12 protein-coding genes are annotated in these 22,977 nt (G+C 74.2%); 5 read left to right on the top strand and 7 right to left on the bottom strand.

Annotation, left to right across the window (positions count from 1 at the left end; all coding sequences use genetic code 11):
* Nucleotides 1–51: 51 nt before the first annotated feature.
* On the top strand, nucleotides 52–1,707 hold the full coding sequence (locus tag ACFVWY_RS18420; RefSeq protein ID WP_389873390.1) for a GAF domain-containing protein: 1,656 nt from the start codon (nucleotides 52–54) through the stop codon (nucleotides 1,705–1,707).
* Between the two features lie 142 nt (nucleotides 1,708–1,849).
* On the opposite strand, the gene ACFVWY_RS18415 is transcribed toward ACFVWY_RS18420, so the two are convergent.
* Nucleotides 1,850–2,539 carry a response regulator gene (locus ACFVWY_RS18415; RefSeq protein WP_389873234.1) on the bottom strand — a complete coding sequence of 230 codons (690 nt, stop codon included), beginning with the start codon at nucleotides 2,537–2,539 and terminating at the stop codon, nucleotides 1,850–1,852.
* A gap of 296 nt (nucleotides 2,540–2,835) precedes the next feature.
* Between ACFVWY_RS18415 and ACFVWY_RS18410 the strand changes: the two genes are divergently transcribed.
* Complete coding sequence (locus ACFVWY_RS18410) at nucleotides 2,836–4,140, top strand: globin domain-containing protein (RefSeq protein ID WP_389873232.1); 1,305 nt, start codon at nucleotides 2,836–2,838, stop codon at nucleotides 4,138–4,140.
* On the opposite strand, the gene ACFVWY_RS18405 is transcribed toward ACFVWY_RS18410, so the two are convergent.
* A complete protein-coding gene (locus tag ACFVWY_RS18405) occupies nucleotides 4,091–4,762 on the bottom strand; it encodes a vitamin K epoxide reductase family protein (protein ID WP_389873231.1) in 672 nt (223 codons plus the stop codon). The genes ACFVWY_RS18410 and ACFVWY_RS18405 overlap by 50 nt on opposite strands.
* Before the next feature lie 125 nt (nucleotides 4,763–4,887).
* The gene (locus ACFVWY_RS18400; RefSeq protein WP_389873387.1) at nucleotides 4,888–5,367 is read right to left on the bottom strand and encodes a hypothetical protein; all 480 of its coding nucleotides are present in this window, start codon (nucleotides 5,365–5,367) and stop codon (nucleotides 4,888–4,890) included.
* Between the two features lie 227 nt (nucleotides 5,368–5,594).
* Between ACFVWY_RS18400 and ACFVWY_RS18395 the strand changes: the two genes are divergently transcribed.
* Complete coding sequence (locus tag ACFVWY_RS18395; protein ID WP_389873384.1) at nucleotides 5,595–7,325, top strand: Imm49 family immunity protein; 1,731 nt, start codon at nucleotides 5,595–5,597, stop codon at nucleotides 7,323–7,325.
* Nucleotides 7,326–7,381: 56 nt separating this feature from the next.
* A complete protein-coding gene (gene argB, locus ACFVWY_RS18390; protein ID WP_389873229.1) occupies nucleotides 7,382–8,206 on the top strand; it encodes an acetylglutamate kinase in 825 nt (274 codons plus the stop codon).
* A 33-nt stretch (nucleotides 8,207–8,239) separates the two neighbouring features.
* On the opposite strand, the gene ACFVWY_RS18385 is transcribed toward argB, so the two are convergent.
* Both ACFVWY_RS18385 and ACFVWY_RS18380 read right to left on the bottom strand, forming a co-directional pair.
* A complete protein-coding gene (locus ACFVWY_RS18385; protein WP_389873226.1) occupies nucleotides 8,240–8,737 on the bottom strand; it encodes a GNAT family N-acetyltransferase in 498 nt (165 codons plus the stop codon).
* 17 nt (nucleotides 8,738–8,754) lie between these two features.
* On the bottom strand, nucleotides 8,755–8,964 hold the full coding sequence (locus ACFVWY_RS18380; RefSeq protein WP_389873223.1) for an MbtH family protein: 210 nt from the start codon (nucleotides 8,962–8,964) through the stop codon (nucleotides 8,755–8,757).
* 111 nt (nucleotides 8,965–9,075) lie between these two features.
* On the opposite strand from ACFVWY_RS18380, the gene ACFVWY_RS18375 reads away from it, so the two are divergent.
* Entirely contained in the window at nucleotides 9,076–10,242 is a 1,167-nt protein-coding gene (locus tag ACFVWY_RS18375) for an alpha/beta hydrolase-fold protein (RefSeq protein WP_389873220.1), read from the top strand.
* An 84-nt stretch (nucleotides 10,243–10,326) separates the two neighbouring features.
* Here ACFVWY_RS18375 and ACFVWY_RS18370 read toward each other — a convergent pair whose 3' ends face one another.
* Nucleotides 10,327–12,057, bottom strand: a complete 1,731-nt coding sequence (locus tag ACFVWY_RS18370) for an ABC transporter ATP-binding protein (protein ID WP_389873217.1) — start codon at nucleotides 12,055–12,057, stop codon at nucleotides 10,327–10,329.
* Complete coding sequence (locus tag ACFVWY_RS18365; RefSeq protein ID WP_389873214.1) at nucleotides 12,044–22,972, bottom strand: amino acid adenylation domain-containing protein; 10,929 nt, start codon at nucleotides 22,970–22,972, stop codon at nucleotides 12,044–12,046. The genes ACFVWY_RS18370 and ACFVWY_RS18365 overlap by 14 nt, the downstream gene beginning before the upstream one ends.
* Between the last annotated feature and the right edge of the window lie 5 nt (nucleotides 22,973–22,977).

The raw sequence follows: 22,977 nt of genomic DNA, 5'->3' as shown, positions 1-22,977 counted from the left end.
GCCCACTGCCCCGTCGCGGCCGACTGGCCGCAGCCGAGCCGCCCGGACCGGATGCGCGGTCTGCTGGACGCGGTGATGAGCCTGGGGCGCGGCCTGGAGCTGCCCGAGGTGCTGCGCGGCATCGTGGAGGCCGCGGTGACGCTGACCGACGCGGAGTACGGGGCGCTGGGCATCGTCGGGGACGGGCAGACGCTGCTGGAGTTCCTGCCGGTCGGCATATCGGAACCGCTGGCCGCCGAGATCGGTCAGACACCGTGCGGCCGCGGCATCCTCGGTGAGCTGATCCAGCGTCCGGAGCCGCTGCGGCTGACCGACCTGAGCAGTCATCCGCGCAGCTTCGGCTTCCCGCCCCACCACCCGCCGATGCACACCTTCCTCGGGGTGCCGATCCGGGTGCGGGACGAGGTGTTCGGCAACCTGTACCTCACCGAGAAGCGGGGCGGGGCGGGCTTCGACGCCGACGACGAGTCGCTGCTGACCACGTTGTCGATCGCGGCCGGGGTCGCCATCGACAACGCGCGCATGTATGACGAGAGCCGTCGCCGGGAGCGGCGGCTGGAGGCGCTCGGCGAGATCACCCGCAGTCTGCTGTCGGGGACGGACGCCGACGAGGTGCTGCACCTGATCGCCGAGCGGGCGATGGAGGTGGCGGGGGCCGACCGGGCCGCGATCCTGCTGCCGTCGCCGCCGGGGGCCGGTGAGGGGGCCGAGGCGCGGCTGACGGTCGCGGTCGCCCACGGCCGGGACGCCGGGCGGGTGACGGGGCTGTCCGTCCCGGCGCGCGGGTCGCTGGCCGGCCTCGCGGCCCGCACCGGGACGCCGGTGCACTGTGCCGACGTACGGACCGATCCCCGGGCTCATCCGTTCGGCGACGGGGCCGAGGACGGGCTGGGGCCGGTGGTGACCGTGCCGTTGCGGGTGGACACGGGGGCGAGCGGCGCGCTGCGGCTGGGCCGGCCGGTGGACCGGCCGCCGTTCGACGAGACGGAGATCGCGCTGGTCTCGGGCTTCGCCGACCAGGCGGCCATCGCCCTGGAGCTGGCCCGCAGGCGGGCCGAGTCCGAGGAGCTGGCCGTCATGCACGACCGGGACCGGATCGCCCGTGATCTGCACGATCTGGCGATCCAGCGGCTCTTCGCCACGGGAATGACTCTGCAGAGCACCACCCGGGCCATCGCCGACCGGCCGGGCGCGGCGGAGCGGGTCAGCCGGGCGGTGGACGACCTGGACACCACGATCCGGATCATCCGGTCCACCATCTTCGATCTGCGGACCGCGGAACGGGCGGGGCGCGGCGGGCTGCGGCACCGGATGGCGGAGACCGCCCGCACCGCGGCGCACGCCCTGGGGTTCCAGCCCTCGCTGCGGATCGACGGGCCGGTCGACACCACGGTGCCGGACGAACTGGCCGAGCATCTGGTGGCGGTGGCCGCCGAGGCGGTGTCCAACGCCTCCCGGCACGCCCGCGCCACCCGGATCGGCATCGAGCTCGCGGCGGACGACGTGGTGACCCTGGCCGTCACCGACAACGGCGCCGGAATCCCGGACGACGTACTGGCCGCCGCCGGGGCGGGGCCGGCGGCCGGGCGCTCCGGCGGGCTGGCCAACATGCGGACCCGGGCGGAGCTGTGCGGGGGCGCGCTGTCCGTGGAACGGCCCGAGGACGGCGGCACCCGGATCGTCTGGCGCGCGCCCCTGCACGACTGACCGGCGCGCCCCCGCCCGGGTGGACCGGGCGAGGGAAGCACGGGCTCAGGAGACCCCTGAGACCCTGAGCCCCTGAGCCCCTGAGCCCCTGAGCCCCTGAGCCCCTGCCAGGATGCGGTCCCTGCCCGGAGGCAGGGGCCCGTCAGCCCCGGTGTTCCCTGACCCGGCCGACGAGCATCGCGGCCTGGATGCGGCGGCCCACGCCCAGCTTGGCGAGGATCGACGAGATGCGGTTCTTCACGGTCTTCTCCGCGAGGAAGAGGCGCTCGGCGATCTCCCGGTTGGTGAGGCCCTCGCCGATCAGGTCGAGGATCTGCCGTTCCCGGGGCGTGAGTCCGTCGAGCTGCGCCGCCTCGGACGGCTCGGCGGGCGGCTGCTGTTCGGCACCGCGCAGCCGTTCCATCACCCGGGCGGTGGTGCGCGGATCGAGCATCGAGCTGCCGGAGGCGACCCGGCGTACGGCGGTGATCAGATCGGCGCCGTTGATCTGCTTGAGCACATAGCCCGCCGCCCCCGCCATGATGGCGTCGAACAGTGCCTCGTCGTCGTCGAAGGACGTGAGCATCAGGCAGGCGAGTTCGGGCATCAGGGCGCGCAGTTCCCGGCACACCTCGATCCCGGCGTGGTCCCCGCCCTGGTCGTCGCCGAGGCGTACGTCCAGCACGGCGACCTGCGGCCGGGTGGCCGGTACGCGGGCGAGCGCCTCCCGGGCGGTGGACGCCTCGCCGACCACCTCGATGTCGTCCTCGGCCTCCAGAAGGTCGCGTACGCCGCGCCGCACGACCTCGTGGTCGTCGAGGATGAAGACGCGTACGGGGGCTGTGACCGGCAAGGGGGCCGGGTGCTGCGGGGTCGTGGTTGTTGCGGTGTTCGCGAACTCACTCACATCAGGCTCGATCGGTTCGGGGAGAGGGCCAAAAACAGTATGTGCCCGGCTCCGGGGAGGGTTCCGGCGGGGTGCGGAGGCATGGTGAACGGCATCTGAACAGGGCCTAAAGACCCTGTGGCCGGGGGCCGGTCAGCGGGTGGGGGCCGGTGCCATACTGACGCCGCCAAGATCGTCCGGGCGCCCACGGACATCTCCCTTCCGGCCACCCCCACTGCGCTGCAACAAGGAGCAACCGGCCCATGAACACCTCCAGCGAGGACTACCACGCACTGCTCGCGCGGCATGACGCGATGCGCCTGCGACGACGCATCCTGGCCCCGGCCGACAGCCGCACGGACCGGTGGACCGCCGAGGCCCCCCAGGCCTACGACGGCAGGGCCGACCAGCTGCTGATCAGCGACTCGCTGCCGCTGGTGGCCCCGATGGACGAGCTGATCGCGGACCTGTACCGGTTCCTCTTCGAGCGCCACCCCTACCTGCGGGCGCTGTTCCCCGAGTCGATGGCGTTCCAGCAGGACCATCTCGCGTCGATCTTCCACTACCTGATCGGCAGTCTGCACCGTACGGACGAGCTGATCCGCGTATGCGGTCAGCTGGGCCGCGACCACCGCAAGCTCGGGGTGCGCCCCGCGCAGTTCGAGGCGTTCGAAGAAGCGCTCATCGAAGCGCTGCGGATGCGGGCCGGGGTCCGGTGGACCGGTGCGCTGGAGGATGCCTGGCTGCGGATGCTGCACCTGGCGGTCTCGGCGATGGTCCGGGGCGCCGACGAGGCGATCGCCGAACCGCCCAGCTGGGAGGCGACGGTGACCTCGCACGAGCTGCGCGCCCCCGGTCTCGCGGTGCTGCGGGTCCGCCCGCACCAGCCGTACGCCTTCGAGGCCGGGCAGTACGCGTCCCTGGAGTCCCCGCTGCTGGAGCAGGCGTGGCGCCCGTACTACCTGGCCCGCGCCCCGCACCCGGACGGCGAACTGGAGTTCCACGTACGGGCCCGGGGCGCTGGCGGGGTGAGCGACGCGCTGGTGCACGGCACGCGGGCGGGCGGCACGGTCCGCCTCGGGGCGCCGCGCGGTGCGCTGGTCCTGCCGGACCATCTGCTCTCGGCCGATCTGCTGCTGCTGGCCTCCGGCACGGGCTGGGCCCCGATGAAGGCGCTGCTCCAGCGGATCGACGCGGACCGGTCCGGTGTGCACCGGGTACGGCTGCTGCTGGGGCATGGCGGTCCGGGGAGTGCGGGGGCGGGCGAGGAGATGTACGACGCGGCGAGCCTGGAGGCGTTCCGGCGCAACCGGTCCTGGCTGACCGTCGTCGCGGCGGACGCCGCGGGTGCCCGCTTCGGGGACACCGGGGCGCGGTCCACGGCCCGGCAGCACGCCTTCGTGGCCCTCTGCCCCGAAACCGCTCCGGCCGGTGCCGAGCAGGAGGTCGCCGCCCGGCTGACCGCCGCCGGAATTCCGGAGACGCACCTTCATCTCGACACCACTGTCAGGGGAACGGTCACAGGAAGGTCCGCCAGTACGGCCAGAAGCGGACTGCTATCAGCATGACGATGGACAGGCACCAGGTCACCGGCACCACGAGCGGGAACTCCAGCACCGCCGCCACCAGGGCGCGCGGTGCGGGGAGTACCCCGTGGCGCAGGTTGTGCACCGTGGTGTGCCAGAACATGAAGATCGTGACCGCCCATACGAGCATGCACCACAGGCACAGGGCACCGATCTCGTAGAGGGCCTGGGTCATCAGCCACATGCAGAAGCCGGTACCGAACAGGGTGCCGAGGTTCAGCCCGAGCCAGTACCAGCGCCGGTAGCGCGCACCGGCGAGCAGGCCCGCGCCGGTGCCCAGCACCACCGCGAAGCCGATCAGCCCGAGGAGCGGGTTGGGGAAGCCGAACACCGACGCCTGGTCACTGGTCATCACGCTCGTGCAGGACACCACGGGGCTGAGCGAGCAGCCGGGGACGAAGCCGGGGTCGGCGAGGAGCTCGAACTTGTCGACCGTGATGACGAACGAGGCGAGCAGTCCGAGCGCGGCGGTGACGATCAGCAGCCAGCCGAATCCCCGCCGCGCTCCGGCGCGGTCCTGGTCGTGTCCGGCCGCGTCGGCACCGGCCCCGCCGCACGCGGGCCCGTCATCCGCGGCGTAGTCATGATCCGCGCCGTGACCCACGCCGCCATGATCCGCGCCGTCGCGACCCGCTCCGTCCCGTACGGCCTCGCCGTGACCGGACGCCTCCGCGCGCTCCGGGTCCGTGCCCCGCGTCCGTACCGTCCGCGTACCGCGGTCCGACAGCTTCACCGTCGCCCCCGTACCGAACCGGCCGGCCAGACGACCTCCACCGCGATGCCACGCGCCCGCGCGAAGGCGACCAGATGCGCGGTGGCGTCCCCGCCGTCCGAGGGCGATCCGTCCCACACCGCGAGGACCGTCCCGCTGGCCGCCACCAGCCGTTCGTCCGCACCGACACACGCGTTCCGGTCGGCCGGATCGAAGGCCAGCAGCCGCACCTGTTCGGCCAGGACCAGCAGTTCGCCCGCGGCCGAACGGTCCGGCTCCGGCAGCGCGGCGGGCACCGCGCCCTGGGACGGCAGCAGCACCGTCAGCTTCCGTCCCGCCTCGCGGGCCGCCCGCCCGAATACCAGCGGAAGCCCCGACCCGGCCCGCACCAGCGCGGCGGCTCCCTCCGCCAATCGGTCCAGCCGCGTTCTCAGTTCGGCTTCCACCAGCTCCAGGGTTCGGCTGCCGAGGTCCCTGTGCCCGACGACTGCGATCACCATGCTTCCCTCCCGCGCGCACCAGCGGCGTGCGATGCAACGCAGTGAACCCAGCGGGGCGCCTTCACCACTAGGGCCGATCGGCCCTGACCAGCGGTCCACCGGGCACGCCCGGCGGCGAGGGCGGGTGTCGGACCCCCCTCGTAGGGTGGCGCAGACACCGACCAAGGAGCAGAGCAGTGCGGATAGAGCGTCACCAGGTGGGCGGGGCCGCCGTGTCGGCGGCCATGGAGGACTTCCCGAACCGCATCGGGGGCCGGGTGCGGTCCCTGTCGAGAGCCGACCGGATGACCACCTACGCGTGGCAGTTCCTCTCCGAGGAATTCCTCGACTACCTGGGCGCCCTCTCCGTCGGGACGCCCGGCCTCGGTACTCCGGAGGCCAAGGCCGTCCTGAGGGACACCGCCGAGGCCGCGGCGGGCGCCGTCTCCTATGCCGCGTACCACCCGCACTGCTCCTTCCAGGTCTTTCTGGAGTACGTGAACTTCGGCATGGACTACGCGCCGGGGGAGGACGCCCCCGCGGAGAGCGTCACGCCCGGGGAGTGGACCGACGCGCTGTGTCTGGCGGTGCTCACGGAGCGGGCCGGCTGGCATGGCGAGGCGTTCCGTTTCGCCCGGCAGAAGTTCGCCGCGCAGGCACAGGGAACGCCCGCCGGGGAGCTGGCCGCGGGCCTGACGGCCGTGTTCCTGGACGACACCGGCGACGACGAGGAGTACCCGCCGAGCGCGCGGGCCAAGACCGCCGCCGTGGACGCGGCTCTGGACCGCGTCCGGGTCCGCGCCGAGCAGAGCGGCGAGCCCCTCCTGGACCGGCCGGGCAGCGTGGCGCTGGGTGCCCTGCGCGCCCTGGCCGCCGGGGAGCGGGGCGCCTTCGACGCCGCGCTGGCCGGGCTCCTGGCCAAGGAGAGCGTCCTGCACGGCCCTTCGGCCTCCCCGGGCACGCTCCTGCCGCTGGTGCCCATCGCGCTGGCCGCGTTCGCGTACCGGACGCTGGGCTGGGCTCCGGCCGTCCGCACCGACTACCTTCCGCACGCGCTGGTCACCGGCTTCGAGGCCCCGGGCCCCCGGGTCGCGGGGTTCGGCCGGGACCGGCGGCCGGACGCGGTCGCCGCGCTCGCCGCGGGCCCGCTGGTGGTGGAGCGGCCCGCCCGCGAAAGGACGGTGTCCCCGGAGCTGGAGGCCGTGTACGACAGGCACGTCGAGGAAGCGTTCACCTCCGACGGCGGGAGTCCCCTCTCCCTCTGGCGGCTCGGCAGTGTCATGGGCGACCAGGAGCGGCTCTTCAAGTGGCGTGCGCGGGACTCCGGCCGGGTGTCCGACGCCCAGCTCGCGAACCTCAGGCTGGCCTCCCGGACAGGGGCGGCCCTGTTCCGCGTCGCCCTCGCGGAGCCGGGCACCGAGACCGAGGTGACCGTGGACGGCCGCACCCTGCGCTACCGGGCCGAGCGCGGGGAGGAGGTCCGCGCCGGCACCTGGGCGACGGCCACCGCGCTGGCGCTCATCACCGGCGTACGCGAGGACCTCGCCCCGCTGGTCCTCACCGGTCCCGCCTTCGCGCACCCGGACCACTCGGTGTTCAGCGCGTACCACGAGGCCCTCCACGCCTATCTGAAGGGCACCGATCCCGGGCCGGCCGCGCGGCGGGCGCTGGAACAGGTCGAGAAGGCCCGGGACCGGGGCTTTCCCACGCCACCGGCCGTACTGCTGTCCCAGCTGGTGGAGGGCGACGAGGAGAGCTTCAACCTGGCCCTCGCCGACGCGCTCGAAGCCCATCGCGACCACTACCAGGTCGCCGACCGGGCCGACAGTCCGGACGCCTTCCTGGATCTCGAAATCCTGGCCCTGGCCTGTCACGCCCGCCGCCGGGGCTGGTCCGTACGCGTCGAATCCCCGTACCTCCCGCAGGACCTGCTGCGGGCCGCCGAACCCTTCCAGCGGGGGACCGACGGCACCTGACGGTCCGGCGGGCCAACACCCGGCCAGGAAAGCTTAGGTAAGGCTAAGCTAACTTCATGAACTCGGTGCGGGGCGGCGCGGTCGTCGTCAAGTTCGGCGGCAACGCCATGGTGGACACGGATCTGAAGCGGTCGTTCGCCCGGGACGTCGTGGAGCTGCGGCGTCGCGGACTGCGCCCGGTCGTGGTGCACGGGGGCGGTCCGCAGATCAGCGCGATGCTCGACCGGCTCGGCCTGGAGTCCCGCTTCGAGGCGGGGCTGCGGGTGACGACACCGGAGGCCATGGACGTGGTGCGGATGGTACTGAGCGGCCGGGTCCAGCGAGAACTGGTCGGCCACATCAACGAACACGGCCCCTACGCCGTGGGGTTGACCGGCGAGGACGCGCACACCCTGACGGCGGTGCGGCGCCCGGCCTGGGCGGACGGCCGCCCGGTCGACATCGGGCTGGTCGGTGACGTCGTGGACGTGAACCCCGGCCTGATGCGCGCCCTGCTGGAGCGGGGCCACATCCCGGTGGTCTCCCCGGTGGCACGCGGCGCGGACGGGCAGGTCTACAACGTCAACGCGGACCTCGCGGCCTCGGCGCTGGCGGTGGCCCTGGACGCCGAGCGGCTGGTGATGCTCACCGACGTGCCGGGGCTGTACGCCAACTGGCCGCACAGCACCGAGGTGCTGGAGCGGCTGACGGCCGACACCCTGGCCGGACTGCTGCCGGGCCTGGCGAGCGGGATGCTGCCGAAGATGGAGGGCTGCCTGCGCGCGGTACGCGGCGGGGTGCGCGCGGCGCAGGTGCTGGACGGCCGGGTGCCGCACGCGGTGCTGCGGAGCGTGCTCCACCCGGACGGCTCCGGCACCACGGTGGTCCCCGGCGGCGCCTGACCCGTACCGGGTACGGGCCGGGCCCCGCCGCGTTCAGAGTGCCCGCGCGAGGATCCGGGCGCCGCGGCGCGGGTCCAGGGATCTCGCCCAGGCCTGCGGCGCCCGGTGTGCGGCCGTGGGCGCGAAGCCGTGCCGGAGGAACAGACCTCCGCTGCCGGTGGTCGCCGTGAACAGGGCGCCGAGCGACTGGGTGCGCGCCCGGTCGAGCACCGCGCGCAGCAGTCCGGCGCCCACCCCGCACCCCTGACGGGGCCCGGCCACACAGAAGTTGTAGACGACACCCACCGCCCCGGCCTCACCCGGGTGCACCCGCAGCGCCACGGCGCCCTCGACCGGACCCCCGGGGGCGCGCACCACCAGGAACTCGGCGGCGCGGGCGGCGTAGAGCGAGACGGGCCGCTCCCTCAGTGCCCCCGAGCGCGCGAACGGCCGGGACAGCGCGGCGAGTTCCTCGGCCTCCTCCCGACGGGCGGAGCGCACCGCGCACCCCGGCGCGGCCGACGGGGCGGGGCAGGTTCCCGCGGCGGCCATGGTGCTCCCCACCGGTCTCAGTCGGTGGAGGCGGCGAGCGAACGGGGGCGCAGATCGGTCCAGTTGGCCTCGATGTACTCCAGGCAGGCCGCCCGGTCGCGCTCGGCGAGGGCGACCGTCCACCCTCCGGGCACCTCGGCGAAGGACGGCCAGAGCGAATGCTGGCCCTCGTCGTTCACCAGGACCAGGAAGCGGCCTTCGGGGTCGTCGAACGGGTTGGTGCTCATACTGTCGGTGCCTCCTCGGGCCCAACGGGCCACTGACGGCCGGATACTGAGTGCGCGCCGGACGGCGTGCGGGGATGGAGCGATCACAACTTGTTAGGTTAGGCTCACCTAATGAAGGATGAGCCTAACTCCTCCCCCTCCCCCTCACAAGCGGCCGTTCACACGCCGGGTGAGCCCACGCCCTTCGCCCCGTTCGGGCTGCCCGGCAGCATCGGCACCGACGCGTTCTGGGCAGCGGCGCGCACGCCCGTCTCGGTACCGGACGGCGACGGCGGCTGGCGGACCCTGTTCCTGTGGCGCGGGTCCGAGGCCGTCGTCGACTTCGAGAGCTGGTCACCCCCTCTTCCGCTGCGCCGCTGGGCCGGTACGGACTGCTGGTACGCCGAGGTCCGGATGCCCGCACGGCTGCGGGTCACCTACCGCGTCCTCGTGGACGGCGCCGCCCACGCGGACCCGCTCAACCCGGCCGGGGCCGGGGCCGACCGGTCCCTCGCCGCCACCCCGGACGCCCCGGCGCAGCCGCACTGGCCCGTCGTCGGCGCCGACGACGTACCGCCCCTCCCCCGGACCCGGCTCCGCTGGACCGGGGGGCGGCTCGGCGGGCGGCGTACCGTGCGGGTGCATCCGGTGGGCGGTGGCGGGCCGGTGGTGCTGCTGCTCGACGGGGACGACTGGCTGTATCTGCACCCCGCCGCGACCGCGTTCGAGTCGGCCGTCGCCGCGGGCGCGATGCCGCCCGTCACGCTGGTCTTCGTGCCCGCCAAGGACCGTGAGGCGGAGTACGCGTGCCGGTCCGACTTCTGGGAGGCGGTCCGCGACGAACTGCTGCCGCTGCTGGCGGAGTCCGGACCGCCGGCCGACCCGGACCGGCTCGTCGTCGCCGGGCAGAGCCTGGGCGGGCTGAGCGCGCTGTACGCGGCGCTGGAGTTCCCCGGCCTCGTCCGGCGGATCGCCGTTCAGTCGGCCTCGTTGTGGTGGTTCCCCGGTGCGGCGGAACTGCCGGACCCGCTGGGCGGGCCGCTCGGCGGCGCTCTGGCCGAGCGGCTGCGCGGGGGCGCGGACCTGTCCGGGCTGCGGTGCGCGTTCGACGTCGGGGAGCACGAGACCCGGATGCTGCCGCACTGCGAACGGGTCGAGGCGCTGGCCGGGCGGGCCGGGGCGACGGTACGGGTCTCCCGCTCGGCCGCGGCCCACGACCGGGCGGGCTGGCGCCACGCCCTGCTCCGGGACGTGGCCTGGGCCCTCGGTCAGGAGCGCGTCCCGGCCATCGGCCGTTGACCACGTGACCATGTGACCGCGTGACCACATGGCTACGTAACCGCGTAACCGCATGGCCGCGTAACCGCATGACCACATGACAGCTCAGCGCGCCACGGCCAGGCAGTACCCCTCGTCCCCGGCCAGCAGGTTGCGGTGGGTGTCCTGCGCGGTGATCACGCCGTCGTCCAGGACCAGCACCCGGTCGGCGGCGTCCAGGAGGGCCGGGCTGCTGGTGATCACCACCGTGGTCCGGCCCCGGCGCAGCTGTGCGACCCGGCGCGCGACGAGCTGTTCGGTGACCGCGTCGACGGCCGTCGTCGGATTGTGCAGCACCAGCACCTCGCTGTCGGCGGCCAGGGCGCGGGCCAGCGAGAGCCGCTGGCGCTGTCCGCCGGAAAGGTTGGCGCCCCGGTCCCGGACCGGATGGTCGAGTCCTTCGCGGTGCAGGGCGACGACGTCGGTCAGCAAGGACGCCTCGACCGCCTCGGCGATCGTCCGGCTGGTGCCCGACGGGTCGATGTTCGAGCGCAGGGTGCCCGCGAAGATCTCCCCGTCGTACGGATTCACCAGCATGTACGCCCGGACCGCCTCGGCCGACAGCTCCTCCAGCGGCCGGCCGCCGACCCGCACCGTTCCCGGGTACGTTCCGGGCGGGGCGTTCAGCGCGAGGACCGCGGCCAGGTCGGCCGCCTGGCGCGGCCGGTAGGCGGCGATCGCGACGAACTCCCCCGCGGCCACCTCGAAGCCGATCCCGCGCAGCGCCCCGTGGTGGACACCGTCGAGCGCGAGGGCCTGCCCGGCGGTGCGTTCAGGCCCCGCCTCCCCCGGAACCGCGACCGGCGGCGCGGCCAGCACCAGTGCCATGCGCTCGGCCGAAGCCCGCGCCATCATCACGTACTTGGGCATCTCCGAGAACATCTTGAGCGGTTCGATGATGAACTGGGCCAGGCCCACCGCCATGACCAGTTCCCCGAGGGTGATCCGGCCCTCGAACGCCAGCCACCCGGCCGTCAGCGAGACGGCGGCGGCCAGCACCGCGTTCAGGGCCAGGGCGGCACCCGCGTAGGCGCCGTTCGCCCGCGCGACGGCGACCGCCTGGTGCCGCGCGTCCGCGCTGACCCGCCGGTAGGAGCCGAACGCCGCGTGGTTGCCGCCGAAGCCGTGCAGCGGACGCAGACCGGTGATCAGGTCGGCGACCTTCGCACCGGCCCGCGCCACCCGGGCCTGCTGCTCCCGCGTCCGGGCCCCGATCCGCTTGGACAGCACCGCCAGGACCGACAGGATCGCGACCGTTCCCACGATCACCAGCAGTCCCAGCCGGAGGTCGGCCAGCCCCAGCGCGACCGCCGCGACCACCACCGCGACCAGCGAGCTGACCAGCAGCGGCACCACTTCGACGATGTCGGCGGTCTGGTCGGCGTCCTCGGTCGCGATGGTCAGCACCTCGCCGGACTTCAGGCCGGTGTCCCGGGCCACCGGCTGGAGCGCGCAGGCGGCGACCTCGACCCGCCAGTGGTGTGCCTCGGTGGTGTTGGCCTTCTGCAGGACCCGCATCCCGAACCGCCACGACAGCGACACCGTCGTGATGATCACGGCCAGCGCGCCGATCGACAGCGCGAGCGCGGCCGGGCTCCGGTCCTGCATGGTGTGCTCGACGATCAGGCCGAGCGCGATGGGGAAGGCGGTCTCCCCTGCCTGGTACAGGCCCATGAGGACGGTACCGCGGGTCATGGCGCCGGTGTTGCGGCGCAGCGCGGTGCGCAGGATGTCCGCGCCGCTGGGGGGCCGCGTCTCGGGTGCGGGGGTCCGGGGTGGCATCTCAGGAGTTCTCATCGAGGTGACGGGCGATCGCTTCCGGGGTTCGCAGGGTCAACAGGTCACGGATGGTGATGACGGGGCCGTACTCGCGGCGGAGCAGCCCGGTCAGCCGTACCGCCAGCATGGAGTGGCCGCCCAGGGCCACGAAGTCGCTCACCGCGCTCACCTCGTCGTCGTCCAGGTCCAGCGCCTCGGCGAAGAGTTCGCAGACCGAGGTCTCCGTCCCCGTGCGCGGGCCCCGTTCGGAGGCGGTGGTCAGCGTGCCGAGCGGCCGGGCCTCCGGCAGCGCCTTGGTGTCGGCCTTCCCGTTCACGGTCAGCGGGATGGCGTCGACCTGCGCGTAGTGGGTCGGGCGCAGGAAGTCCGGCAGTCCGGCGCCCGCTTCGGCGGCGACCCGTGCCAGGCCGGCTCCGTCGAGCACGAGGTAGGCGGCCAGCCGGTACGCGCCGTCGGCCTGCGGGTCGGGCTGGGCGACCACGGCGGCGAACCGCACCGCCGGGTGCGCCGCGAACGCGGCCTCGGCCTCGGCGGGCTCGACCCGGTGGCCGCGGATCTTGACCTGCTGGTCGGTGCGGCCCAGGTAGGCGAGGTTGCCGTCGGGGCGGCGGACCACCAGGTCGCCGGTGCGGTACATCCGCTCGCCGGGGCGGCCGAACGGACAGGCCACGAAGTGGTGCGCGGTCAGGGCGCTCTGCCCCAGGTAGCCGCGGGCGATGCCGGTGCCGGAGACGTACAGCTCGCCGGGCACGCCGTCCGGCAGGGGGCGCAGCCACGGGTCGAGCACGTACACCTCGGTGTTGTCGATGGCCACGCCGACCACCGGATCGTCGCATTCGAAGGTGCCCACGCCGAGGGTGTTGATGGTGTACTCGGTGGGCCCGTACAGGTTGTAGCCGACGGTCCCCTCGGTGTCGACGAGGCGCCGCCAGAGCTTCGGGGTGACGGCCTCGCCGCCGAGCAGCACCAGGGCGGGCCGCCGGGCCGGGTCGTCGAGCAGTCCCTCGGCCACCAGGTGCTGTGCGTACGTCGGGGTCACGTTGACCACGTCGATGCCGTGTGCCCGGCAGTAGGCGACGAGCCGGGGGGCGTCGCGGCGCAGCTCCTCGTCGCAGATGTGGACCTCGTGGCCGTCGGCGAGCCAGAGCAGTTCCTCCCACGACATGTCGAAGGCGAAGGACACGGTGTGCGCGACCTTGAAGACCCGGTGGCCGTGCTCGGCCAGGACGGGTTCGAAGATCCGCCGCTGATGGTTGACCAGCATGTTGGTGAGCCCGGCGTACTCGGTGACCACCCCCTTGGGCCTTCCCGTCGACCCGGAGGTGTAGATGGTGTACGCGGGATGGCGCAGCCGGTCCGGGTCCTCGGGCGCGAAGGTGGTGTACGGCGCGGCCCCGGGCAGCGGGCGGTCCAGGACGATCAGCTCGCCGCCGAGCCGGTGGGCCACCGCGCCGACGGTGAGGATCACGTCGGGCCGGGCGTCCGCGACGATGGCGGCGATCCGCGCGTCCGGGTGGTCCAGTTCCAGCGGCACGTAGGCGGCGCCGACGCGCAGCACCGCGAACAGGGCCACGATCGAGTCGAGGGAGCGCGGGATCGCGAGGCCCACCGTCCGCTCCGGACCGATGCCCCGCGCGGCGAGGACACCGGCCAGCGCACGGCTGCGGTCGCGCAGTTCGGCGAAGGTCAGGCGCGCTCCGTCGGCGACGAGCGCGGTCCGCCCGGGGGCGCGGCCGGCCGCCTGGTCGAAGCGGTCGACGACGGTGTCCGTGCCGATGGCGGTGCGTCCGGCGGGTTCGGGGGCCGGGGCGGCCCCGGGGAGCGCGCCCACCGGACCGGTGGCGCGGGCGAGGTCCTCCAGGACGCGCAGGTAGCCGTCGAGGAGGCGGCGGGCACCGGCCGGGTCGTCGTCGCGGTGCTCCAGCTTGACGGTGAGCCGGTCGCCGGGCGTGACGACCCAGGTGAACGGGTAGTGCGTGGAGTCGTCGGCCCGTACCGCGGTGATGCCGTGTCGGGCGTTCATCGCGGCGAACGCGTCCTGGTCCAGGAAGTTCTGGAGCACGAACAGGTTGTCGAACAGGGTGTCGTGCCCGGCCGCCCGCTGGATCTCGCCGAGCCCCAGGTACTCGTGGTCCATCGCCTCGACGCGGGCCGTCTGGACGGCCGAGAGGTAGGCGCCGACCGTGTCGCGGGGCCGGGCCCGGGTCCACATCGGCACGGTGTTGAGCAGGACGCCGACGATGCCGGAGTGCCCCTCGCCCTCGCGGCCCGAGACGGTCACGCCGAACACCGCGTCCTCGCGGCCGGTGCGGGCGCCCAGGAGGAGACCGAGGCCGCCGGTCAGCACCGTGTTCAGGGTGACGCCGTGCGCGGCGGCGGCGTCCCGCAGCACCTGGGACAGTTCGGCGGACATCGTGTGCACCAGGGCGCGCGGCAGGGTGTCCGGGAGGTCCGGGGACGCTCCGGCGAGCAGGGTCGGCCCGGGAAGTCCGGCCAGGTGTCCGGCCCAGAAGCGGTGCGCGGCGGCCTGGTCCCTGGCGGCGAGCGTGCGGGCGTACTCCTCGAACCCCGGCACGGCCGGGGCGGCCCCGAGCGGTTCGCCCGCCAGGACGGCCTCGTACGCGGCGAACAGGTCGCGCAGCACGATCTCGCGGGACCAGCCGTCCCAGAGCAGCAGGTGGTAGCTGAGCAGCAGGGCGTCCACGCCGCCGGGCAGGCGCACCACGGTCAGCCGGATCAGGGGCGGCTCACCGGGGTCGAAGCCGGTCTCGCGGTCCCGGGCGCGCAGCTCCCCGGCCTGGGTCTCGCCCGTCACCTCGGCCGTGCGGACGGTGACCCGCCGCCCGGCGCCGAGGGCCTGGACGGGGTTGCCGTCGTCGTCGGTGGTGAACCCGGCGCCGACGACCGGGTGCCGTCCGATCACGTACGCCATCGCCTCGGCCAGCGCGTCGGGGTCCAGGCGGCGGTCGAAGGTGAACCAGCTCTGCGCGACGTAGTGTCCGGACGCCCCCGCCATCTGGGCCTGGAAGAACAGGCCGCGCTGGAGGGGGGTGACCGGGGCGGTCCGCCCGGCTGTGACGGCGGCGTCGGCGATCCGCTCCAGTGCCTCGCGCCAGTGCCCGGTGATCGCGTCGGGGACGCCCTCGGCGAGGGTGAACTCGGCGTGCAGACCCCCGGTGACGCCGTCGGTCCAGGCGTTGACCTCGACGGCGTACGGGGTCGGCTGCTGGCCGCCGGTGACGCGCGGGGCGTGGGACTCGTCGCCCCGGCCGAGGTAGTTGAGGAGCACCTGGGGACGGGCGGTCAGCAGCGGGGCCGTCTGCGGGTCGAGATGACGCAGCCGCCCGTAGGCGAGGTGCCCGCGTTCGTCCGGCTGGCGTTCGGCGACCTCGCGGGCCGCGGCGACCGGGTCGGTGTGCGGGGCGAGCCGGACGGGGGCGATGGAGGTGAACCAGCCGACGGTGCGGGCGTAGTCGTGGTGCTCCAGGACCGGAACCCGGCCGTGCCGTTCCAGCTCGACGGCGAGGTCGGTGGGGGCGGTCTGGATGCCGGTCAGGGCGGTGCGCAGGGCGCCGCACAGCAGTTCGGTGAGGCCCACCCCGAGGGCGGTGGGGGCGATGCGGGTCAGCCGCTCGCCGGTCTCCGGGGGCAGGACGACGGTGACCGTGCGCGGGCGGCGGACCTCGGGCAGCAGGGGCGGGGCGGCCAGGGTCTGGATCCAGTGGCCGAGGCTGCCCGTCTCCCCCGCGGTGTGCGCCGTCAGGGCTTCGGCGTACTCGGCGTAGGAGGTGGTGGGCGGGGCGGGGGTGGCGCCGCCGAGATGGGCGGCCAGATCGTCGAGGACGATCAGCCAGGACACCGCGTCGACGGCGAGGTGGTGGGCGGTGATCACCAGGGTGCGGCTCCGGGCCAGCCAGGAGAACGCGACCAGGTGCCCGGCCCCGGGGTCGAGCCGTCCGGCGGCCTCGTTCGCCGCCGCCGTCGCGTCGGGGGCGGCGGTGGTCACGAGGTCGGCCTCGCGGGCGGGTCCGGTGCGCAGGGTCCACACCCCGTGCTCGGTGCCGAGCCGCAGCCGCAGTGCCGGGTGCGCGGCGATGACGGCGTTCGCGGCCCGGCGGAGGTCGGCGAGGGTGGTGCCCTCGCCGACCGCGAGGGTCCTGGCCTGGGCGAACCGGTCGAGCGAGCCGCCGAGTTCACGCTGGCGCAGGATGATCGGGGTGACGGGCAGCGGACCGTCCTCGCGGCGGGCCGCGACGGGAGCTCCGGGGCCCGGGGTACGGGTGCTCAGATGCGCGGCGAGGGCGCGCGGCGTCTTCAGCAGGAAGACGTCCCGGGGGGCGATCGGCAGGCCGAGCGCCCTGGCCCGGTTGATCACGGTGATGGCGACGATGCTGTCGCCCCCGGCGGCGAAGAAGTCGGTGTCGGCGTCCACGGCGGCGCCCGGCAGCGCCTGGGCGAAGACCGCGGTCAGCGCGGCGAGCGCGTCCTCGTCCGCGGCGGCCAGGATGGCCTCGGTTGCCGCGATGGCCGCGATGGCCGCGGTGTCGTCGTGCTGTTCGGCGCTCGTGGTCAGGGCCGTACGGTCCAGCTTGCCGTTGACGGTCAGCGGCAGGGCGGCGACGCCCCGCACGTGGCCGGGCACCATGTACGCGGGCAGCGTGGCGGACAGCAGGGCGGTGAGGTCACCGGGCACCCGTCCCACCACATGGGCGACGAGATGGTCCCCGCTCCCCGCCACCGTGACGGCCGCGTCCACGACCCCGTCGAGCTCCCGGAGCGCCGACTCCACCTCGCCGGGCTCGATCCGGAACCCCTTGAGCTGCATCTGGTCGTCGGCCCGGCCGGCGAACACCAGCTCGCCGTCGAGGGTGCGGCGGGCCAGGTCGCCGGTGTGGTACATCCGGGAGCCGTCGGCAGCGAACGGGTCCGCCACGAACCGGCCCGCGGTGAGCCCCGGCCGCCCCAGATAGCCGAGCGACACCTGGTCGCCGGAGACGTAGATGGCGCCCGTCCGGCCGGGCGGGACGGGGCGCAGCCGGTCGTCGAGCAGGTGGACGGTGAGCCCGGGAACCGGGCCGCCGATCGGGCTGACACCGGTGCCGGGCGCGAAGTCCGCCCCGGTCAGCACCCGGTGGGTGACATGGACGGTGGTCTCGGTGATCCCGTACATGTTGACCAGCTCGGGGGCGCCGGTGCCGTACCGCTCGACCCAGCCGCGCAGCCGTGCCGGGTCCAGCGCCTCGCCGCCGAAGACGATCCGGCGCAGCGCGGTGAGCGGTTCGGCCGCGAGCCGGTCGGCCTCGATGAACTGGTAGAACGCGGAGGGGGTCTGGTTGAGCACGGTCACCGCGCGTTCGCGGACCAGCCGGCGGAAATCAGCCGGGGAGCGGGTCAGCGCGTAGTCGGGGACCAGCAGCTCCCCTCCGTGGACCAGCGCCCCCCACAGCTCCCAGACCGCGAAGTCGAAGGAGAAGGAGTGGAACTGGACCCAGACGTCGTCCGGGCCGAAGTCCATCGCGGGCCGGGTGCGGGCGAGCAGGGCGGTCACGCTCGCGTGCGCGACGGCGACGCCCTTGGGGCGGCCCGTCGAGCCGGAGGTGTAGATGACGTACGCGGGGTCCTGCGGGCGGGGCCGCGCCCCGGGCACGGGGGCGGCGGGAGCGGCCTCCTCGCCCTGGACGAGGACCCGGGCCGGTACGCCCGTACGGTCCAGGAGCCGGCCGAAGCGGCCCTGCTGTGCGCGGTCCACGAGCACGGCCTGCGGGGCGCAGTCGCCGAGCACGTACGCCAGCCGCTCGTCCGGGTACGCCGGGTCCAGCGGTACGTAGGCGCCGCCCGCGGTGACGATCGCGGCCAGGGCGACGACCTGTTCCACGGAGCGCGGTACGGCGACGGCGACCCGGGATCCGGGTCCGACCCCGGCCGCCCGCAGCACATCGGCCAGCTCGTCCTTGGCGGCGGCCAGTTCACCGTAGGTCAGGGACCTGGTGGTGCCGTCGAGGGCGCACTGGGTGACGGCGACGGCCGCGGGGTCGCGGCGCGCCGCGGCGTCGAGGAGTCCGTCCAGCGTTCCCGGGGCGGGGTACGCCGGGAGCGGGGCGGGGGCGGCCGCTTCGCGGACGGGAGCGTCCGGGTGGGCGAGCAGGGCGGTGAGGGTGCGGGTGAAGGTGCGCAGGATCTCCTCGGCTCCGGCGGGGCGCAGCAGGGCCGCGTCGTGGATCAGCCGGAAGAGGGGGTGGCCTTCGGGAGTGCGTTCCACCACGAGGGTCAGCGGGTAGTGCGGGGCGCCCTCGTTGGCGATGCGGGTGATGGCGAGGTGGTGGCCGGGGCCGCTCAGGGTGCCCGGGTCGGTGGCGAGGTCGAAGACGACGAGGGTGTCGAAGAGCGGGCCGGTTCCGGCGCTGCGGGCGATCCTGGCCAGGGAGACGTGCTGGTGGGCGAGGACGGTGCTCTGGTGGTCCTTCACGGTGGTGAGGAGCTGGGCCGCCGTGGTGTGCGCGGTCCAGCGGGCGCGTACCGGGACGGTGTTGATGAACAGGCCCACCATGTCCTCGATGCCGGGCAGTCCGGCGTCGCGCCCGGAGACCGTGGAGCCGAACACGACGTCCGTGGTGTGCAGGAGGCCGCCCAGGGTCAGGGCCCAGGCGCTGTGCACGGCGACGCTCAGGGGGACACCGGCCGTGCGGGAGGCCGCGGCGATGTCGTCCTCGGCCACGGCGGTGGTGTCGGCGAACCGTTCGGAGGGGGTGTGCCCCTGGGCGACCAGGGAGGGGCCGGGCAGCCCGGCGAGCTCGCCGTGCCACACCGCCTCGCTCGCGTCGTGGTCGCGGGCGGCGAGCCAGCGTACGTAGTCGCGGTGGCCGCCGAGTGGGTGGACGGTGCCCGGGGCGTGGTATTCGGCGAGCAGGGCGCGGAGCATCGGCGGGACGGACCAGCCGTCGGCGACGATGTGGTGCACGGTCTGGACCAGGACGTCGCGCCCGGCGCCCGCGCGGATCAGGGTGTAGCGCATGAGCGGGCCGGTGGCCAGGTCGAAGCCGCGGCGGCGGTCGCGTTCGGCGTGGGCGCGGATCTCGTCGTCGCTGAAGCCGGGGCGGTCCAGGACGGTGAAGGGGGCCGTGGCCCCGTCGTCGAGTACGCAGACGACGCGGCCGTCCGCGAGGGCGGTGAACCGGGCGGCCAGGTTGGGGTACAGGCTGAGCAGCCGGGTGGCCGCCGCCGCGAGCCGGCCGGGGTCCACCTCGCCGTCGAGGGTGAGGAGTTGCTGCTCGACGTAGCTGCCGCTCGCCTCGTCGTCGTAGACGGAGTGGAAGTACAGGCCCTCCTGGAGCGGGGTCAGCGGAAGGACGTCGCGCAGGGCCGGTCCGTCGAGTTCGTCGACGTCGGCCTGGGTGAGCCGGACCAGGGGGAAGTCGCTGGGCGAGTGACCGCCCTCCTCCAGTGCGGCGAGCCCGGTGAGAGCGGCCCGGAAGTAGCCGCCGAGGGTGGTGATGTCCTGCTCGGTGAACCTTCCCTCGGCCCAGGACACGGTGGTGACCAGCCGGAACGCGCCGCTGTCGTCGGGTTCGGCGATCGCGTTGAACTCCAGGGCGCGCGGCAGCCGCATCCTCGGATCACGCTTCTCCCCCAGCTGTCCGGTACTTCCGGCGAGCTGCCAGTCCCCGGGGGCGCCCGCGTCGAAGCGGCCCAGGTAGTTGAAGAGCACCTGCGGGGCCGGGCTGGTGGGCGGCACGGCGGTCAGGTGGCGCAGGACGCCGTAGGAGAGGCCGTTGCGGGGCACCGCGGCGAGGGCGTCCTTGACCGCCTTGAGCGCGGTGGCCAGATAGCCGGGCGCGGTGAGGTCGGGTGCGGTGCCGGGGTCCACGGTGACCGGGAAGAGCGTGGTGAACCAGCCGACCGTACGGGAGAGTTCGGGTTCGGCTCCGGCGGGTCCGGCCACGTGGCGGGCCTCGCGGCCGTGTCCCTCCAGCTCGATGTGGGCGAAGGTCTGGTCCTGGCCGTGGTCGCGGCGCCAGCGGGCGAGGGCGACGGCGAGCGCGGTCAGCAGGACGTCGTTGACGCCCGCGTGGAACGCCGCGGGGACGGGCCCGAGGAGCGCGGCGGTCTCGTCGGGGCCGAGCGTGAGGGTGCGGACGCGTTCACGGGCCACGGTGTCCGCGGCGCTCGGGGCGCGCCTGCCGAGGGGGGCGTCGGGGGCGGGCAGCGGGGTGTCGTAGAAGCCGCGGTCCGCCTCGAAGCCGGCCTGCTCCAGCAGCTGTGTCCAGCGGCGGAACGACGTTCCCACGGGCGGCAGTTCGATGACGGCGCCTGCGGCGTGCTGCCGCCACGCGGTGGCCAGGTCGTCCATCAGGACGCGCCAGGACACCCCGTCGATCACCACATGGTGGACGGCCAGGACCAGTTGGCGTTCGGCGCGGCGCCACACGGCGCGCAGCATGGCCCCGCCGTCCGGGTCGAGGCCCTCGGTGGCCAGTGCCACGCAGCCAGCGGGCGGGAGCGCGCTCTCCTGCCAGGCCGGGGCGGTCCGGCCGGGGCCGGGGATGTCGAAGCTCCAGCGTTCCCCGCGGACCAGCCGGGCGCGCAGCATGGCGTGCCGGTCCAGTAGGGCGGTGAGGATCGCGTCGAGTGCCCGCCCGGTCAGTTCCGCCGGGGTGCGGAGGACGACCGACTGGACGAATCCGTCGATCGCGTCGGTGGTCTCGCCGAGCCACTGCACCACGGGCAGGCCGACGACGGGGCCGGTGGCGATGTCGTCGTGGTCGGCGGCGGTGGTCTCCTCGCGGCTCGCCACCGCGGCGAGCGCCCCGAGACGGCTGTGCGTGAAGATCTGCCGGGCGGTGACGTGGAGTCCGTCCTCCCGCAGGGCGCTCAGCAGGGAGATGGCCAGGATGCTGTCGCCGCCGAGCTGGAAGAAGTCCTGGTCGGTGCCGGTCCGCTCCAGCCGCAGCACCTTCGCGGCGGCCGCGCACACCAGCCGCTCCTCCTCGGTGACGGGCTCTGCCGCGCCGTCCGTGGCGATCACGGGCTCGGGCAGGGCGGCGCGGTCGATCTTGCCGTTGGCGGTGAGCGGGAACTCCGTCAGGACCACGAGGTGCGCGGGCACCATGTACTCGACCATGTGGCGGGCGGCCCACTCCTTGACGGTCTCGGCCCGCAGCCCTTCGTGGCCGGTGGCCGGGATCACGTACCCGGTCAGATAGGTGCCGCCCGCGGTGTTCTTCTTCGCGACGACGCAGCTGTGCCGTACGCCGGGGTGTTCGGCGAGCGAGACCTCGACGTCCTCGGTCTCCAGGCGCATGCCGCGGATCTTGATCTGGTTGTCGGCGCGGCCGAGGAAGTCCAGCGTGCCGTCCGGGGCGAAGCGTGCCAGGTCGCCGGTGCGGTAGAGGCGTGACCCGTCGTCGGCGAAGGGATTGGCGACGAACCGGGAGGCGGTCAGGCCGGGGGCGTTGACGTAGCCGCGGCCCAGGAGGATTCCGCCCGCGTACAGTTCGCCGCCGACGCCGGCCGGAACCGGTCGCAGTTCCTCGTCCAGGACGTACAGCTGGGTGTTGGGGTTGGCCCGGCCGATGGAGGTCGACAGGCGTTCGGCCTCGCCCCGGTAGATGACGTGGGAGACGCCGATGGTCGTCTCGGCGGGCCCGTAGCCGTGGTAGAGCGGGATGCCGAGCCGGGCGCGGAAGCGTTCGTACAGCTCGGGGGTGAGCACCTCGCCGCCGCACCACACATGCCGCAGGCTGTCCAGACGGTCCGATTCGCCGGCGATCTCCAGCAGTACGTCCAGCATGGAGGAGACCAGGTAGGTGAAGGTGACGCGCTGCTGGGCGATCACACTCAGCAGGTGGTGCGGATCGCGTTCGCCGCCGGGGCGCAGGATCACCAGCCTGCCTCCGCGGACCAGCGGCAGGAAGATCTCGTTGATGGAGATGTCGAAGGAGAGCGGGGCCTTGAACAGCGAGGCGTCGTCGTGGCCGAAGCGCAGGATCTCCCCGGCCTGCCACACCAGGCGTTCGCTGATCGCCTCGTGACGGATCATGGCGCCCTTGGGACGGCCGGTCGAGCCGGAGGTGAAGATGACGTACGCCAGGGCGGCGCCGGGGACGGTCACGTCCGGCGCCTCGGCCGGACGGTCCGCGAAGCCCCAGTCGGCGAGGGCGACGGCGACCGCGTCCGGCTCGCCGTCCGCGTGCTCGCCGGTTTCGTTGAGCTGGAGCACGACCCGGGCGTCCTCGACGACGACGGCGCGGCGGGCGGCGGGCCACTGCGGATCGAGCGGCACGAAGGCGCATCCGGCCTGGAGCACGGCGAGGAGCCCGATGACCATCTCGGCGGAGCGGCCGAGGGAGATGCCGACGACCTGTTCGGCGGCGAGCCCCCGTCCGGTCAGATGGTGGGCCAGCTGGGCGGAGTACGCGGCGACTTGACGATACGTCAGGGTGTGGTGCTCGTCGACGACCGCGACGGCGTCGGGCCGGACGCGGGCCTGCTCGCGGAACATCTCCATGAGCGTCGGGCGGGGCCGGTCGGCCCGGTTGTCGTTCCACCGGGCCAGGGCCCGGAGCCGGGACGCCGCGTCGGACGGTGCGATCGTGCCGAGGGGGCGGTCGGGGAAGTCGGCCAGGTCGTCCAGGGCGAGCTGCGCGTCGGCGAGCGGGACGCCCGCGGGGGCGACGACGGCGAGGCCGCCCGCCCCCTCGCCCCCGTCCGCGGGCCCGTTGCCCGTACCGTCCTTGTCGGCCTGCCGGAGGAGGTCGGGGAAGGGGGTGTCCGGCGTGAGGTCCATGCCGTCGGGACCGAGGCCGGTCGCCCAGTACGACAGCCCCACGGCGCAGGCCGCGGCGACGGTCCGGTCGCCGTAGTCGCCGGTGCGGCGGCGCAGACCGGCCAGGCGGGCGGGAGAGAGCAGTACGCGCGGGGCGCTCGGTTCCGTCATCGAAA

This window comes from Streptomyces sp. NPDC058195 (assembly GCF_042883525.1).
GTDB lineage: Bacteria > Actinomycetota > Actinomycetes > Streptomycetales > Streptomycetaceae > Streptomyces.
Note: the sequence above shows the minus strand (reverse complement) of the source record. Positions and strands in the feature narration are given on the sequence as shown.